The 16,045-nt window shown below is 48.1% G+C and carries 16 protein-coding genes and 1 tRNA gene; 3 read left to right on the top strand and 14 right to left on the bottom strand.

All coding sequences use genetic code 11. The annotated features are described in order from the left end of the window. The first annotated feature begins 33 nt into the window (after positions 1 to 33). The 3 genes from ACYVGR_RS28125 (at position 34) to ACYVGR_RS28115 (ending at position 2,098) form a co-directional block, all read left to right on the top strand. A tRNA-Ser gene (locus ACYVGR_RS28125) sits at positions 34 to 120 on the top strand. Positions 121 to 1,001: 881 nt separating this feature from the next. After that, positions 1,002 to 1,229, top strand: coding sequence for a hypothetical protein (locus ACYVGR_RS28120; RefSeq protein WP_460963099.1), 228 nt, complete (start codon positions 1,002 to 1,004; stop codon positions 1,227 to 1,229). 119 nt (positions 1,230 to 1,348) lie between these two features. After that, the gene (locus ACYVGR_RS28115; RefSeq protein ID WP_460963097.1) at positions 1,349 to 2,098 is read left to right on the top strand and encodes a hypothetical protein; all 750 of its coding nucleotides are present in this window, start codon (positions 1,349 to 1,351) and stop codon (positions 2,096 to 2,098) included. A 73-nt stretch (positions 2,099 to 2,171) separates the two neighbouring features. On the opposite strand, the gene ACYVGR_RS28110 is transcribed toward ACYVGR_RS28115, so the two are convergent. The 14 genes from ACYVGR_RS28110 to ACYVGR_RS28045 form a co-directional block, all read right to left on the bottom strand. Continuing rightward, a complete protein-coding gene (locus ACYVGR_RS28110; protein ID WP_460963095.1) occupies positions 2,172 to 2,723 on the bottom strand; it encodes a CHAP domain-containing protein in 552 nt (183 codons plus the stop codon). A 79-nt stretch (positions 2,724 to 2,802) separates the two neighbouring features. Next, on the bottom strand, positions 2,803 to 3,240 hold the full coding sequence (locus ACYVGR_RS28105) for a hypothetical protein (protein ID WP_460963094.1): 438 nt from the start codon (positions 3,238 to 3,240) through the stop codon (positions 2,803 to 2,805). Continuing rightward, entirely contained in the window at positions 3,237 to 3,470 is a 234-nt protein-coding gene (locus tag ACYVGR_RS28100; protein ID WP_460963092.1) for a hypothetical protein, read from the bottom strand. The genes ACYVGR_RS28105 and ACYVGR_RS28100 overlap by 4 nt, the downstream gene beginning before the upstream one ends. Further along, positions 3,458 to 3,943 carry a hypothetical protein gene (locus ACYVGR_RS28095; RefSeq protein ID WP_460963090.1) on the bottom strand — a complete coding sequence of 162 codons (486 nt, stop codon included), beginning with the start codon at positions 3,941 to 3,943 and terminating at the stop codon, positions 3,458 to 3,460. The genes ACYVGR_RS28100 and ACYVGR_RS28095 overlap by 13 nt, the downstream gene beginning before the upstream one ends. 5 nt (positions 3,944 to 3,948) lie before the next feature. Then, the gene (locus ACYVGR_RS28090) at positions 3,949 to 4,263 is read right to left on the bottom strand and encodes a hypothetical protein (protein WP_460963089.1); all 315 of its coding nucleotides are present in this window, start codon (positions 4,261 to 4,263) and stop codon (positions 3,949 to 3,951) included. 2 nt (positions 4,264 to 4,265) lie between these two features. Beyond that, positions 4,266 to 4,664 (bottom strand): hypothetical protein, encoded by a 399-nt coding sequence (locus ACYVGR_RS28085; protein WP_460963087.1) that lies wholly within the window; start codon positions 4,662 to 4,664, stop codon positions 4,266 to 4,268. Further along, positions 4,648 to 5,037 carry a hypothetical protein gene (locus ACYVGR_RS28080; RefSeq protein ID WP_460963086.1) on the bottom strand — a complete coding sequence of 130 codons (390 nt, stop codon included), beginning with the start codon at positions 5,035 to 5,037 and terminating at the stop codon, positions 4,648 to 4,650. The genes ACYVGR_RS28085 and ACYVGR_RS28080 overlap by 17 nt, the downstream gene beginning before the upstream one ends. Before the next feature lies 1 nt (position 5,038). After that, positions 5,039 to 6,337: a phage head spike fiber domain-containing protein gene (locus ACYVGR_RS28075; RefSeq protein WP_460963084.1), complete on the bottom strand. Its 1,299-nt coding sequence runs from the start codon at positions 6,335 to 6,337 to the stop codon at positions 5,039 to 5,041. Between the two features lies 1 nt (position 6,338). After that, on the bottom strand, positions 6,339 to 8,111 hold the full coding sequence (locus tag ACYVGR_RS28070; RefSeq protein ID WP_460963082.1) for a hypothetical protein: 1,773 nt from the start codon (positions 8,109 to 8,111) through the stop codon (positions 6,339 to 6,341). Between the two features lie 4 nt (positions 8,112 to 8,115). Beyond that, entirely contained in the window at positions 8,116 to 10,935 is a 2,820-nt protein-coding gene (locus tag ACYVGR_RS28065) for a hypothetical protein (RefSeq protein ID WP_460963080.1), read from the bottom strand. Next, complete coding sequence (locus tag ACYVGR_RS28060; RefSeq protein WP_460963078.1) at positions 10,935 to 12,446, bottom strand: hypothetical protein; 1,512 nt, start codon at positions 12,444 to 12,446, stop codon at positions 10,935 to 10,937. Before ACYVGR_RS28060 ends, ACYVGR_RS28065 begins: the two co-directional genes overlap by 1 nt. Positions 12,447 to 12,453: 7 nt before the next feature. Continuing rightward, positions 12,454 to 14,193, bottom strand: coding sequence for a hypothetical protein (locus ACYVGR_RS28055; RefSeq protein ID WP_460963076.1), 1,740 nt, complete (start codon positions 14,191 to 14,193; stop codon positions 12,454 to 12,456). Further along, entirely contained in the window at positions 14,193 to 14,795 is a 603-nt protein-coding gene (locus ACYVGR_RS28050) for a hypothetical protein (RefSeq protein WP_460963074.1), read from the bottom strand. The genes ACYVGR_RS28055 and ACYVGR_RS28050 overlap by 1 nt, the downstream gene beginning before the upstream one ends. A 189-nt stretch (positions 14,796 to 14,984) precedes the next feature. Continuing rightward, a complete protein-coding gene (locus tag ACYVGR_RS28045) occupies positions 14,985 to 16,031 on the bottom strand; it encodes a hypothetical protein (RefSeq protein ID WP_460963072.1) in 1,047 nt (348 codons plus the stop codon). Between the last annotated feature and the right edge of the window lie 14 nt (positions 16,032 to 16,045).

Raw genomic sequence — 16,045 nt, 5'->3', positions numbered from 1 at the left:
ATATTTGCACTCCGATTCGTTGGGCGACCAAATAGAGAGCTGCCAGAGTGGTCGAATGGGTCTGATTCGAAATCAGAAGTACTCGCAAGGGTACCGGGGGTTCGAATCCCTCGCTCTCTGCTTTAATCCTTGTAAGTGTTTGATTTTCAAATATTTGCAAGGATTTTTTATTGCCGTTGCAATTCTGTTGCAACGGCTTTTAATTCTGGCATGCAACAGAGATGGCTTTGAGGTTTTAAATAATTTATCCTAAGGCGTAACAATAGCCACGGCCAAACAACATATTGTCTTACTCGGTAGGGGAGGAGCCGTCTACATTCTTCTAAATAAGGGTTTTTCTGATCCGCGATTGCAACGGGACTATAAGGTTCGGGAGAAGGATTTGCTGAATTATCGGCCGACCTTTTTGAAACGGAGTAAATACGATGATTACCTGCTGTATCCGGTGCCCGCTGGTGCTCCAGTTCCTAGTAAACCAGTACGAGCTAAACCTGAACCGATATCTAATCAGGAAGCATCTAATGAAGATGATTTGCCTTTTTAAGTACTGCTAATATTGGTACTGCTATTTTAACTAGTGCTCATCTTGCATATTCCAATAATGCTCCTGAACTTTGGGCCGTAATTAAAAACAAAACGCCCAGTACCAAAAGGTACCAGGCGCTTGTTAGAAGTGGAGCAACTCAAGGATTCTGACGACCAAATCGATTCCTCCCTGAGTGGCTACCTCCAAGCTGGTCAGTAGTCCAACTACCTCAGCAACCCGGCGTAACCAGTCTAACTTCTGGTTACGCCTTCTTTTTGGCATAACCATGCTCCAAAACTACTGCATCAAATATGTAATCACAATAATATACTACGAATGCATAGCATCAGACAAATGACAAAACAATATAACTCCCTTATAATTAAATCAATACGCTGTTAGTAATTTGTGAAATTCTTGGAATAGTATAGCACCGAACGTTTCATTCAAAAGGGAAGTATTGGTTCAATTTTATATGGCAAAACAATACACAGCCTTCGTCGGCAAATCAGGCGCTTTCTACGTAATCCGAAATGAAGGATTAGGCTATACCGAAATCAAACCCCAGTACGCGAAACGGGAATCTGTTGAGCAGTATAATAATCGAACTGGCTGGCCAGAGTATGTGAGTAGTGATGAAGCAATGGCGGATTTTGATCGGGAAGTGACGATTGATCCGGAGACGATGATAGTTATTGAATAAAAAACGCCCATTCCTAGCAGGATGGGCGTTTTTACTACCGTTAACTCAAATCGATTTGAAGTCTTAATTTGAGATTGGATATAGCGGTTAATTGCATTCTAATCCTTAATCCTCTTACAATGACGCCAGAAGAATTAGCACAACTTGCTGCAGAGTCAGCCAAATATGAATCACTTACTAACAATTTGGGTATTGTAAATATCATTTCGGTCCTATTAGCTGCTGGTATAACCATTGCGACCTTTTATTATGGAAACAAGTTAAGTGAGGTTAAAGAGAAAATTGCTAATCAAAAAATTGCGGAGGCTAATGCAAAAGCCGCCATAGCGAATCAAAATGCTGAATCAGCGAAAGCTGAATCAGCATCCGCCAATGTTGTAGCTACAGAGGCTAAAAACAAACAGGCTGAACTGGCAATAAAACTTAACGAATCAAATATCAGGAGAGATAAAGCCGAATATGAACTCAATAAAAAAATTGAAGAAGACAGAGAGAAAGAGAAGCCTAGAATGCTATCAGATAAGCAGAAAGAAGAACTATTAAGTTTACTACAGCTGTCAGCCGAACCCACAATCAAAACTGATCTGATTGCTGAAGCAGGTGATGAGGAAGCTTTTGCATTTTCAAAAGAAATCACATCTGTATTAAAACAGGCGAATTGGCCGACGAATAATGGGGATGCGGTAACCACCTCAAATAAAGTAGGAGTATTTGTAATATTTCACTCAAAAGAAAAGGCGCCTGACAGAGCTATATATTTATTGGGGGCACTTACCAAAATTGGCCTTAAGATTCAACCCTTGTATGATTCCCGCATGCCTTTAGATGCGGTATCCATTCTAATTGGTCACAAGCGAACAAAAGGCTAAACCAATCTTATAGCAAATAAAAACGCCCTGCTCAATCGACCGGGCGTTTTTATTTATTTTACTCAATACCTATTCAATTGACTGGCGAAACAAAGCCCAACAGGTTGAATGACCCGACCTTATTCGTTACAGGAATACCATATTGACGGTTTTTCAAACAAACTCCATCTCCTTCCCGGACAATTCCTTTCCCGCTTACGGTAGTATTGCCCTCGACCGTTATAAAGGTTTTACCTATTCCAATTCCGACGACAACACCGATATGGCCGTTAGGCCCAGCACCATGCCGCCAAATGACCAGATCGCCAACTTTGGGTACCTGGTGAACATCGTAGCCTTTTTTCTGAAAACGATTCAGCGTGTCTACGGCCCCCGGTGAAAATAAAGGCTCTAGGTTATCCCAAAGTTTCAGCCGATTTTCTTCCTGCAGGGCTACCCGAAACACCGTTTCAACGAAGAAGGCGCACCAGCTCATGCCGCGCATAAAGCCAGATTTTTGCATTTCGATTTGAAAAGCAGGATCGGCGAAACCGGCATTGTTGCCTACTTCTTTTTCGCCGACGAATCGCTTGGCCACTTCGACGACTTTGGGGATTAAGGACGTAACACTAATTGGATTTGGCATGGTATTGGTAATAAGAGATCAGAAACACTGAACATTTGGTACATGGTGGAAAGGTCACTTGCAGCTGCAGGTGGCCTTTTTAGTTGCTCGTAATCTGTTTAAGAATTTTCCGAGCCACCTTCTTTTTTCCCCAGTTGCCAAACCAGGGTAACATCAGCACGTTTTCGAGTTCAGAGCGGACCAGATCCAGTCGCGTAGTGGCCAGCGTCAGCGATGATGCTATCACTTTTTCTTTAGTACTAGCGACGGTTAGCTTCGAATTGGCCTCATTCTGAACAGCCTGAATGCGCGATTCTTTTTCTCGAATCAGATCGTTGCCAGCCGATCGGGTTTGCTCCAACAGGTTTACCGTCTGCTGATACTTGCTGGTCAGCGCATCTAAATCGTGTTTGTAGGAAATCGCCTGCTGACAACAGTCCTGCACAACGGGCAACGGTTGCGCCTGGGTTAGCACACCCGCCCAAACCATGATCGAAAGAATCGACAGAATGATGACAATGAGTTTTCTAGTGTTCATCTGGGTTGAATTTTAGAAAGTGAATCCCAACGCGCCTGAGCGGACTGCTCCGTTTTAGCGGGTTGGGAGAATACCGAATCGGGCTGCGATGGATCAGGCAGCACGTAGACCGTTTTGCTCCTGAACTGTTTGATGGCACCCGAAATGACGAAGCCGAGTGCTACCAGCACCAGGATCATGAAGCCCAGGCTAAGCCCGTGCGTTTTGAGATACTCTTTTATTTTGTCCATTTGCCTATCGTTTCAGAGAGTTGCACTTTCAGGCCAGCCAACTGTTCCCGGATGTCCTGGGTAATCTCTTTGGTTTCGGAGACGCCATCTTCCAGGCGTTCAATTTTCTCGCTCAGCTGCTTGGTGATGTTTTCTACCTGCAACTCCAGTTTCGTGGTCCGTTCTGATTGATGCTCTCGCCAGTGTTGCCAGTCCCGTAGATTCGACTGGTTAGTCGACTTGAATTCATTGAGGCTGTTTTCGAGGGCTCGATGTTTGGCCTCTAACCCCTCCTGAAGTCCCCTATATTTTGCCTCTTCGAATTGCTCGACTTTTTGATTAGGACGTTCGATGACCGTTTTGAACAGATAGCCTCCAGCAGCCGACAGAATACCGACTAGCATCGGCATGATGTAATCTGGACTGGACGAAATAGCCACGGCTGAGGGTTTGGTCGGGTCGGCAACGTGCTGAAGAAGCAAAAACAGGAACATAAAAATTAAGCAGTAGCAGGTTCAGAAATAGTTGTGGTTTGGGAAACGGCTTCAATCGTGCTATTCAGGGGATTACTGATCACTGACACATTGAGGTAATAGGTGATCAAGGCCCTTACCAGCAAACTTATTCCGCCAAGCATGGAGCCAATGATCGGTATAAGCAATTCAATTTTTCCGCCCCCGTAATAAGTTGCCGCAGCGCTGATCCCTGAGCCGGTGATGCTGACACCGGCCAGCGCTTCCAGCCCGACCTTTGCCGCGCCTAAGTGTGCGGTTGTTTGGCGGGTGAATTCTAGGAGTTTTGGCGTTTGTTCCATAGTTACTCGTCAATTTTAAGGATAGTACCAGCAGCTAGTTCGACATGATTCGGTTGCAACCAGTTAAGAAAATTAGCCAGGCCTCGACCGGCATCAGTAAGCGTTCCCAGGGCTTTGTTTTTGCCTAAGACGCTACTGATCGTCTCTTTATAATTGCCGAATTCGTAGCAGTCAGCCCCCTTGATCATTGCCCAATTCAGAAAATCACGACAGACCACGTTACCCAGTAAATCAATCACCAGTGCCATGCTCAGTGCCGAATTTGACCAGTAACCAACCATTTTGCGGAAGGATCGGAGCCGAATACTATAGCCGATGGTGAAGGCCATGCCGATCAGGAAGAACACCGAAAATAACACTAGCGAAATCGCCAGTAATAGGAAGTTAAGCAGGCTCTTCATTGCTGGGTGGGGTTTCAGGTTCTGGCACGTAAGGCGGTAAAATCTCCAATGCCACACCGTCGTTTGCTGCCAAGAATGCCGCGTACACTTCGGGCTTACTTTGCAGGATGAACAGAGCCACATTTTGCGTTTCCTGGGCGTCTAAAAAGACAGTGGTATAGTCCTTTTTTGGCGCTATATTTTCGCCGTAGGCCCGGTAATAACTGGCTACATCTACCCGCCCGGTATACACCCGCCAATCGGCGTTCGCATTGATAGCGGCCTGAATCGCAACCGACACAATGCCATCGGTGATAAGCTGTTGTATCTGTTCGGGCGTTAAGTACTTCCAATTCGCGCGTAGCTTTTCCGCGCTGTTAAGTTCGAGTTGCATATTAGTTAGTAAGAGCTTGGAGATAAGAATTTGGTATTAGACGGGGATAGTACGTAATTCGACGTATGTAGCCGTTGAGTACATTATTATTAAAGGACTGACTTCCTATACTTAAACTACTTATAGTTGGATATGCTACACCTAATCCGCCACTAGCACTTATACCCCTTGATGTCACAAATGCTAATAATGTTGTGTTATCGTAAGAACATGCGGCCTTGACAAATGAAGTGAATACCGTTCCTATTGTTGTAGGTATGTTAACACTTCTAGCATTTCCGCCTGTACCCGGATACAGTGTGATATTATTACCAGCCGGGGCGTTTGAGGATACAAATTCCGCATTACTACCAACTACCCCTATGGTTCTCCCGTAACCATCCTGGTTACTAGTTCGGCCACCCATAAACTCAGCATACCAACTAGATTGCTGCTGGTTAAACCAAGACCCTATAGGTAGTGTACACACATCAGCCGAACGTAGAACAGCCGCGCCTAAAGTTGGAATATAGGAAGTTATAAAAGCTCCAGCTTCTAGCTGCGCCCCCCAGAGGTATAGTCCTGAAACTCCATCACCCGTTACATTGCCTGTCCCATCGCCGACAATGTAACTCATCTGAAAACCAGTAGTAGTCGTATTAGAGTTAAAGCCAATGCTACATCTATACCACCCATTACCAACGGATACAATTGAAGATAAGGCAGTAGAACCGGCAGATATTGTTCCATTGGTCAGATTAAAGGTAGTATTGTAGTAAGCTGAGGGAGTTATACCACCGTTATCGGCCAACATGCAGAACCTATTTATTTCTCCTGCCTTTACATATATACTTGCGACATATGATGTACTTGCTGCTAGAGTTATGGAAGGATATACAATGGTATGACGCCCATTTATAGTGGTCTGAATTATCTTATCTGCACTTAAAGTACCGTCAGGCCCGTTTATTGCATTCGGCGTAACTAGTACCGCCGTTGATCTTCCCCAAACTGCACTATTATCGAGTTCCGCACTACGGATAAGTATATTAGTCCTACTTTCTTCAATAAGTAAGCCCTTAATTGCCAACGAAACCGGGTCGTAATCAAAGCGTGGCGTATTCGCCGTCGCCGTCTGCATCACCCCGCTTGCATCAAAATAGGTGCCTACACTGTTACGCGTAAACGTCAACCCCGAAGGCATGACGCCTTTGGTAAAATCGAGGTTTAACGAGGGCGTAAACAGCGACATAGCCCCCCTAACCGTCACTTGTGCGAATAGCGAAAGGGGTAAAAACAATAAGATTAGTAGCTTTTTCATCTTAGTTTTTCGTGTAGAATCCCGTCATATCGTAGCCGCCCTGACTAGGCCGACCAACGAGCGAAAACGTGTTATACAAACCTGCTGTCGTATTCCAGTCGATTGTAGCGGCTCCCGGAAATCGCACTGTCGAGGGAAACGTAGCGGTAAACGAGCCCGCCCCGCCCTGTATGAGTTCCAAGTACAAACTCTTACCCGGCGCGTTGCCAGAAATCGTTAGCGTCGTATTGCCTGTTAGCGTGCCATAGGCGAAGGTGTTGCTACAGGCTGACAGCGAAATCGTTGCCGTCGTCGCGATATTGCCCAAATTGACCGTACAGTTCAGAGCCGCCGTAATCGCTGCTGTGGCTGCGGTTTGACTGTTCGTTGCTGCTGTTTGGGCTGCTGATAACGCAGTCAAGGAGTTACTGTAAGCTAACTGAGCCCCAGACAAAGCCGTACTCGAATTGGTGTAAGCAAGCTGTGCCCCCGCCAATGCTGTCTGACTGTTGGTCAGAGCTAATTGAGCCGCTGTCATCGCCGTTTGGCTATTTGTTGCTGACGTCTGAGCCGACGAAAGGGCTGTTAGGGAATTCGTGTAGGCCAGTTGTGCCCCGGCTAATGCGGTTTGACTATTCGCCAGAGCCGTTTGTGCCCCTGTTAGGGCAGTCTGACTATTCGTAGCGGCTAGCTGAGCAGCCGTGAGGGCTGTCTGACTATTCGCATTGGCCAGGGTAGCCGATTGCATGGCCGACGTGGTAGCTGTCAGAGCCGTTTGGCTATTTGTCGCGGCCAATTGTGCCGCCGATAAGGCAGTCAGCGAGTTCGCATAGGCCGTTTGTGCTCCAGCTAGTGCCGTTTGACTATTTGTATACGCCAACTGAGCAGCCGTGAGGGCTATCTGACTATTCGTGGCCGACGTTGCCGAATTGTTGGCCGATGCCTGAGCCGCTGATAATGCGGTAAGCGAGTTCGCGTAGGCTAGCTGTGCGCCCGTCAACGAGGTAGCCGAATTGGTTGCTGCTGTCTGCGCTGCTGATAACGCTGTTAACGAGTTGGCATAGGCCAGTTGAGCAGCCGTTAGCGCTGTTTGTGAACTCGTAGCCGACGTGTTGGTACTGTTCGAGTAAGTCTGGGCTAATGCAGCCTGTTGCTGAGCCGCTGTAGCCGAGGCCGAGGCTTGCCCCGCTGATGTAGCAGCTGCGTTCTTGTAGGTCTGGGCCTGAGACGCTGCCAATGTGACACTACTGACCTGCGAGGAAATGTCTGTCGACATGCCCTGAATGGCATCAAATGCGGCTCTGGCCTGCTCTGCGTAAGTAGCTGCTATTGCTGTGGAAGGCGTTGAATCGAGATTCGATTGCAATACCTGATTAACCAGGTTAACCGAAACGTTTATGCCCGTCGCGTCGGCAATACCGATAAGTTGCCCGGTTGGAACAATATTCAGTTTGGCGGCTCCGAAGTAAATGGGTGGAGCACCGGCATACTTGAGCGTCCAACCGAGCACGTATAGGCCAGGGCTGAGATTCGGCAGAATCGTTTTGATCGATCCGGTTGCCGAATCGCCTATACTCATCGGCAATCTGGCCAGCACAAGACCAACTTCAGAAGCTCGAATCTCCGCCGTAATCGTCAGCGAATTAGAGGGCGTCAGAACGATACCCGAACGGGTAATAATAGCATCAAGTTCGTTCGTATTCCCCTGCCGATAGTTCAAAGTTGGGGGAACTGGTTGCCGAACCTGCGCGAGTGCCGCAAGGGGCAACAACAAGAATATGAGTAGCTTTTTCATAGGATTAGTTTAAGACTGCGATGAGTTGAGGGGTTGCCATATCAGCCCATTGCTGATATCCTCCGAAGACGGTTGGGTGCGCTACATCAGTATGCTGCTCCTCAGTAATACCAGCATAGCGAGGGCCTGCGGAAAGGTTTGTTCGGTCGTATCCCCAGTATCGATCGACACCCAGAGCCGCACCGCCGACTACAACATTAGCGTTATAGACACCGTTGTCGAAGTTCGACAGAATCAGTTCGCGGAATCTGTGAATGTTAAGCCGAAAATCTTCTTTCGAGAAGGTAGCCCCGAACGTGGCACCCCAGCCACCTGCTGTACTAGGTGATGAGGTAGGTAATTCGACAATGACTTTACAGGCGGCATTGTCAGCGAGGAATGTATTCGCTATCGTTTTTATATAGCCAATGTTCGTTTGGTGCATTGCCTCTGTCATAAGGGGCTGATTACAATCATTGATGCCCAGACTTAAACGAGCCACTTGTATTTTTGTCGAACCCATGCCTAGCAATCCCCGCCAGTAAGCAATATCAACCGCGCCTGTAGCCGGATTCCAGAATGGATTCTGTGATGCGTTGACAATCGAACTAATCGTCAGCGTAGCGTCGCCAGTCCCTGAAATCTTTGTCCAGATTCCCGAGTTAGGAGCCGAAGAGCCGAAAACAACCGGAGAGGTTCGGAGAAAACCGAGCGATACATAAGCCTCTTCGATTTTGATTTGGATGCCGTTGGGTGCCTGGTAGACGTCTCCTTCGACCACGTTTCCTGCCGAGATATTAGCCCGATACCAGACTGTCCAGTAGGTCGCATAGAGTATATATGAATACCCGCCACGAGCTTCTGTTTTTGCCGGAGCCGTTCCTCGTAAACCACGAAATGTAGGCACTACTCCGGGCAGAGCTGCGAGGTTGGCTTGTATAGTCGTAGGCAGTACCGGCACATGCATTGTCGAATCAGCCAGGAAAGTTGCATTCTTAGCCGTGGCCGGATTCGAAGCGGCCACTATGACAAGGTTCCTCGTAATCTTTTCCAGCACGTTCCCCCCCAGATCGAGCACCCGAATGGTGATAGGTGCCGTACCTACATCACCCGAAACGGGCGTAAAGCTCCAACGGCGCTGATCGGAGCGACCTTTTGTGCAAAACACCTCTACTGTGCAACCGTCAGGGCTTTTTAGTCCCGCATCAGGCGCATAGATCATCGCATCGAAATACAGACAGAGTTCTTTCCCCACCATTGCGTAGATGTTGCTAGGAACCGTCAGGCGAGGCCGAAACTTGTTGGCACTGTCGTCAAGCCGTTCGATTATCAAAGGCGTCCCGTAATCGACAGTCGTAGTCGTCCAAGTCGCTGACGCTGGATTAGCATCGAGCGTACAGAGAAATGCGTGACGAAGCGGAGCCGAGCCAGCTTGGGTTGACCACTTATTGTAAGAAATCAGGGTACCCGCTGTTTTGAAGGCCACAAGTGTGATGTATTCGCCAGGCAGAATGAGCAGAGGATTTGTCAGCGTAACGGAAAGGAATTTTGTGTTATCGTTCCAATCGCCAGCCCCCAGATTAAAGGTCTGAATGAGGTTGAAGCCTGCTTGTGCAAAATTCCCGTTCCAAACCTGACTGCTCCGATACACCCGAACCTGACCGACCGAATCAGCCGCCCCGAAGATGTTTACCGAGATTTTCTGCATAATGACGCGTGTCGTCATCTGCTCGTATACCGCAAACCCAGAAAAACCGTACTGGCCATTACCTGCATACTCTGAGTCTCCTCGTGAGTGCTTGTACTGAATCGTCGGCAGGTAAGCGCCCGGCAAAGCGCCATCAGCCAGACCCACCAAAAACGAAGGCTTCGAAGTGGTGTAGTCGTCTTTCAGTGTCTTGAACTCCAAGGCCTTCAGGTAGCCCCAACGAGGCAAACGCCCGAACACCTCAGGCACTAACTTATAACCCTGGTCATTCCACATGCCAAACCAGCTAGTGGCATCCGTTAGCCTTGACCAATTGACCGCAATCTTGCCAGTTATCGTACCTGTCGTTGGTGTGAGATCATGTAGGGTAATCGAGTCACCAACTTCAGGCGAAACGGTTGTTACAAACCAGCATTCGAAGGCTTGGCCAGTGCCATCTAGTGCCGATGACCAGATCCCAATACGCCAAACAGGTGTACCGTCGGTCAGCTTGTTCCGGGCAATATCGACCACAGAGTACAGTTTATTGGGATCGGTATTATTGAGTTGCAGATCAATAATGAACTGTCGCATCGTGTTGATGCTGAGTTGTACGCCTGTGTAGATGCCTGTCGAATTATCCGTAAATGGAAATCCGGCTGAGCGTTCGGGCAGCCAAACAATTGGGTCAGCGGCTACGGCTCGGTAAGACTGTTCGCCTAACGTGGCTACTTCACCCAGCCAGCGAGGGGATACGTTGAGGCTCGACAGCTCACGCGTTGACGGAACAACCTGGTACGAAGGAATGCGATACCAGACCCCACCCTTTGCCTTGGCTTGATCGCCCGGCTTAAAATCAGTTGGTGTACCTGTGATGCTAGATGTTCCTGCAACGATTACATCATAATAATCGCCGTCTGCACTGGCTGAGGTAGTTAATGCAGGGCTATTGGTTAAAGCATTCCAGGGGCCTTTCGGCGTGCTGTTCAGGTTCTTCACATCAACTAACGCCTGCAACTTCGTCAGGTAGGCCGCTATGGAGTTGATTATCGCGTTCAGTACTTCTCGAAGTTCAGACGCGATAATCTTATCGCCAGCGATAGGGGTCAGCTTGGCGATAACAAGTTTGAGCAGGCCGGAAAAACTGAACGGATTCATTAGATCGTCTCGGTATTAGGTGACAGTACTCCTCCCTGAATCGTGGCCGAAACCTGTTTACCCGGCGTCAACTGCACAATGATATTTTCCCGCTTGCCCTTAGGTAGGCTAGGATCAAATGCCCACCAGTGGCCAGTAGTGTTCTTGGTACGAGCCATCACATCAGGCCGACCCCGACGAGCGCCAGCAAAACGCGCATACGGACCATCAAAAGCTGATGCGTGCTCCAAGATTGTCGTCGTTGGACCATTATCGGCTCCCTCATCCGTTTGCGGATTGATCCACGTTTCCGAACCTTCAAATCGATACGGTACATACTTCCACTTTTCGCCTTCAGTAGCGGCCATCTCTTTGTAGTAGTAGCCTGCCTCTACACCAGCGTCATCGCCCCGGAACATTTCGTCAAAATAGTAGTCCGCAAAAACGGCTTCTGGCTGAGAAGCAGGAAAAGTGGTTCCGGGAGTCGTTGGTGACCAGGTTTGCCCGTTCGATTTGATTAGTGGGTTTGTCCCGAATCGATTGGGCACATTGAATTGCGACCAACCCGACGCTAAGCAGAAACCTAGTACGAAGCCCATACCTACCCGCATGTCATAATCAACAAGGGGATGTTGATCACCTGTATTGAGGACGTAACCATCTGGACTGTCGACCTTACGAGAAGGCTTATAGCCATTATGTAGCGCGTTGCCTAAACCTTCGATGTTCTTCCAGTCCACGTAAATAATGAACCCAGGACCAACCCCACCCACGCGACCATACCCAAAGCAAAGGGCCTCCATCTCAAATTTTTTGAGGTAGTAGATGTGGCAGTAGTCTGGCCGGTCGATGTAATTCTTAATATTCGCCCCAATACCCAAAGGTGCGAAATGAGCAAAGTGGTAAGCTGACAATTCCCGCGCTTTGGACTTGGTTTGCAGGTATTGCTTAAACATCGCATTGTTGGGCATTACCGGCGAACCGCCCGTAACAGCGAAATATTCGTAATAGTTGGCCTGACCAATGGCGAACGAACCATAGGTGCCCAGGTGCCGAAAAGGTACGCCGTTAGGGTTACTCGAAGAGTTCGAGTACTTTGCTGAAAGTGCCTGATAGAAATACAACATTTCAGGAGAATCGAAAGGCATTCCATAAGCGCCCTCGGCTACTTCATCCGCCGAAAACGAGGTGATTGGAAACGAATTAACGACAGTTTGCATGTCGGCTTCCGTAAATCCGTGGGTTCCGTAGGGAGTCTGAACACCTTTGCCCGAATTGGCCATGATCGAGGCATGTATCCAGTTGAGTTGGATAGAGGAGGGAGCCGACGTATCCTGAAAGTGGGTAATACCACCTTTGCCAACCATCGATAACGGATTGTAGCCGTTAATTTTCGGGCTAACCGATAGAAATTTTCCGCCGGGTATCGTATAAAAAGGAACAGACGGGTTTGTTTGGGCTTTGGGTGCCCACAGTTCGCCTTTGTTATTCTGGTCCTTTTGGAGCCAGGCTGGTTTATCAATAAGTGGCATAGTTTTATTAAGCTGGAGCTTGACCGAATTGAATAATTACCTGGGCTTTGTTGAGCCCCCACGATGAGAAGTCCGATGAACTCGTTGCCCCCTGTATGTAAGTGATTTCGATTTCATCACCAGGGTAGTAATCGTAGGTTGTGGGTAGATCTGTGATCTCATTCTGTCCTGAAATCAGGTAGATGCCTGATCCTGGCTTATTCGTATGTACGACCCTTGCCTTACCACCTGACCATTGAATGGATGGGATAAACAACGACTTATTGAAGGTATCAACCGACGTGTTGATAGGAATAGCTGATCCGGTATCACCACTACCACCCCCAGATGTTGCAGCCTTCAGTGTCACTTGGGGCCCCGAATCTGTTTTTACAATTGGGTAGGTTAAGGTATTCCCCGCATCATCAATAATGCTTAGGTTGTATGACCCATTGACCGCGTTTCCATATAGAGACCCATACGGTTTTGTACCCGAAAACAAGTTTGCATTGGGATATGGCCCGTCTGAAGTGGTCATAACCTTCAGGCCATTTGCATAAACTGGTGTATCCCCTGTTGCAACGAGGTTGGTTTTCAGTATGCCAGAACCAGCAGCATAACACGAAAGGTATTTTTCAGGACCAGCAATAGCCCCCGCATAAAACTCGGTTACCTTCGCATTGCTAGGCTCGTAATGATAAACCTCTGTGCCGTAGTCCTGCGCATTTGGTAGCGTATACGGAAACTCTAAGATGGCGCTATCGGGCGCGTCTGGGTAAGGCTTAAACTGAAAGATTGTGTTCGTCGTCGCCTGACCCGAAACCGTCAGGTTCGCGTAGGCATAGACCTTGTAGCCGCTGGCATATTCCTGAAACAAACTAGCCTCAAGCGTAGCCGCCCAATCGGAACGCCAATTACTCTCAGATGCATTTTTGCAACGATAAACCGGCCACTTCTCAATATCGTTACCTTGATAAGACGATTTGAGTTGATAGTAAACGGTTTTCGATGATGGATCATACTTCCGAATAATCGACTGAATATTAGGTAACTCAACAGCTCTTGCAATAGTAACCGTGAACGTGGTATCAATCGAACGGCCTAGGTTATCTTGTGCAGTAACCTTAAGACTATAGGTGCCGTTAGGCACTGAAGCTCCCCAAACGAACGATCGCGATGAACTATTAAAGGCAAAAGGCGAGGCAGAACCATCCGTTTTGGTGACGGTATAATTCAGATTCAGCCCCGTAAAGGTGTTTTCGTTAAAGGCAAAAGTTACATCACCCGCAACATTAACCGTCTGGTTTGGAATAGCATTGGCAACGGTTGGCCCATCAGAAGGCGTAGTTGCATTCAGGTATGGGATTAACTCTACCGCAATTTCTGCCCAAGTCATCTTCCCAAGCAGCTGCTTGATAACATTTCCCTGATTATAATTAGGTACTGATATTTCAGAAACCGAAGCTAATCCGGTTGGCGCCACTGGTGCCGGTGAGCTGTCCATGGCAATGCCACCCGTTTCAATCCAATCCGCCGTTCTATTGCCCTGATTGGTCACCCCCTGCAAACCTTCCGTTTCGGCAGTCGTAGCACCCGTTGCGCCGTCAGGGATGGCTTCATAAATCTGAGGGTTTGGGTTCTCCTGAAATAACACATTCGCCATGAACGCCATATAGGGCCGACCATTTGGGTTCATTGGCCAGGGCGAAAAAACAAACGCCTTGCGTATGTTATCCCAGATCCGGAGAAAAAGCGGTTTATCTTCCATTAGGAAAAGAAGTCTGTATTGTTGAATTCAATTGCTCCAAACTGCGTGTAATCGGTAGCGATAAAGCCGCGCCCTAAACCAAAGCGTCCGACATGTTCGGGGATGGCCACGTCGATCGGCGCAGGCACAATGGTAACCGTGCCATCTATGGCCACTTTGAATATTGCTGCCTGGTTGTTTTGAATGCCGGTCAGGACGAAATCAGGAATACTTAATGCCCGAATCTGATTTCTGAATGCGGCTTTTAGGCTTGGATTGCCAGCGATTAGCGATAGTAGCGCCGAAAAAACGGCGATTTTATTGGCGTCCGTTTCGTTATCGAACAGCGTTTTAAAACTACCATCGGTGATGATCTTCCACTTCGCTGGAGCCGACGACGGGGATTCGCCAACGCCAATAGCATCTTTCGCGCGATACCCTGCATCACCAAAAAATATGTATGACCCCTGCTCGTAGGCCGCCGTTGAATCATAGGGCATGGTTGCCCGTTTGACCAGCTCCGCTAAAAATCCACCAACGCGATCGGCCGAGTTAGCGCCATCAATGGTTTCTTCCTGAATTTCAATAGCCAGAGCCAGAAGTTGACTAAACGAGAGCAGCATAGGAGTATAAAAAAGCCTATTCGGTCGCATGGGTAGACCAGGACCGAATAGGCAATTAAGGCAATAGAATTAGGCTAACGCCTTCTGCATGGGCGTTCCGATCTGACTGAGCGATGCGTCACGTTTCAGGCGAATGATACCATTCACCCCATCATTGACAGACATCAACGGATTTTTCAGGATGATGTACTATACTTTCAACTCCCATACAAAGTGATCTTCGCAGCGGCTAGGATCGCTGTCAAGGGGCAAGCGTTCCCGACGGAAAATGGTATCTGCCTCAACAGGAATCGTTCGCTCTGGACCATCTGGAAAGCGTAAGCCTAGTAAGGGAGTACGGTATTGGGTTTCTGAGAAACCGTTTCCGTTTACATCTTCTTTTACGGGTCCGTAGGCCGCCGTAGCCATGTACACAGCACCCCGATCAACTACGAACGTCGAATCAGAAAGACCACCCCCATTTTTAAGGAAATTCTGACGATCCATGTAAATGCGCAGATCATCAAAGTGATTCTCCTGACCAGCATCACCCGCAGGTGTGTTTTTCTGACCACGCGCATTATAGGTAGGGTAAAACAGGTTACCCCCATCGAAAACAGCTGGGTTCTTAAAGCGGTTAAGCTCGGCCACCTCGGCGATGTAAGGGACGATATCGAAGGCGTTGAAGTTGCCTGCTGGTACTTTAGTCAGTGTTGGATCGTCGGTTGTCCCATCCACTAACTTACCATACGTGCCTAGCAAGCCCTTATTGATATTCACCCCTGAGAAATTCAGAAGCGCCAACGGGACTTTTGACGCTAATCGATTGACCAGGCCTATGATTGTGTTTTGGAGCTTGGTGCGAAGCTTCTGGTCGAACGAATACCGGTTACCACAGTCTTTAACGGGGATTTTTAGGGTAGCCGAAATGTAATCCGTAATTTGTATTTCCTGCTTGTTGGAAGCGGGTTGATCGCCATCAATTTCGCAGGTAACAGCCGTGTGATTGGTCGACGAGCCTTCGGTGATTGTGGTACCACCTGATTCCATCCAGAGTAATTTGACAGGATTACAGGAATCGTTGTCGGTCAAAGGCCCTTCCAATTCGGCGGTTTGTTCAGCCCAGATCCCTTTTAATACTTTGGTATCGACAATATTGGTGTTATTCTCGTTACCACGGGCGTCTGGCCATTTACTTTCGAGATCAATCAGAAGTTGATCAACTTGTGAAGCGGAAAATCCGGTTACTTGTGGCATGTAGTTGGGGCCGA

Source organism: Spirosoma litoris (assembly GCF_054776755.1).
The sequence above is the reverse complement of the archived record's forward strand: the minus strand, read 5'-3'. Positions and strand labels throughout refer to the sequence as shown.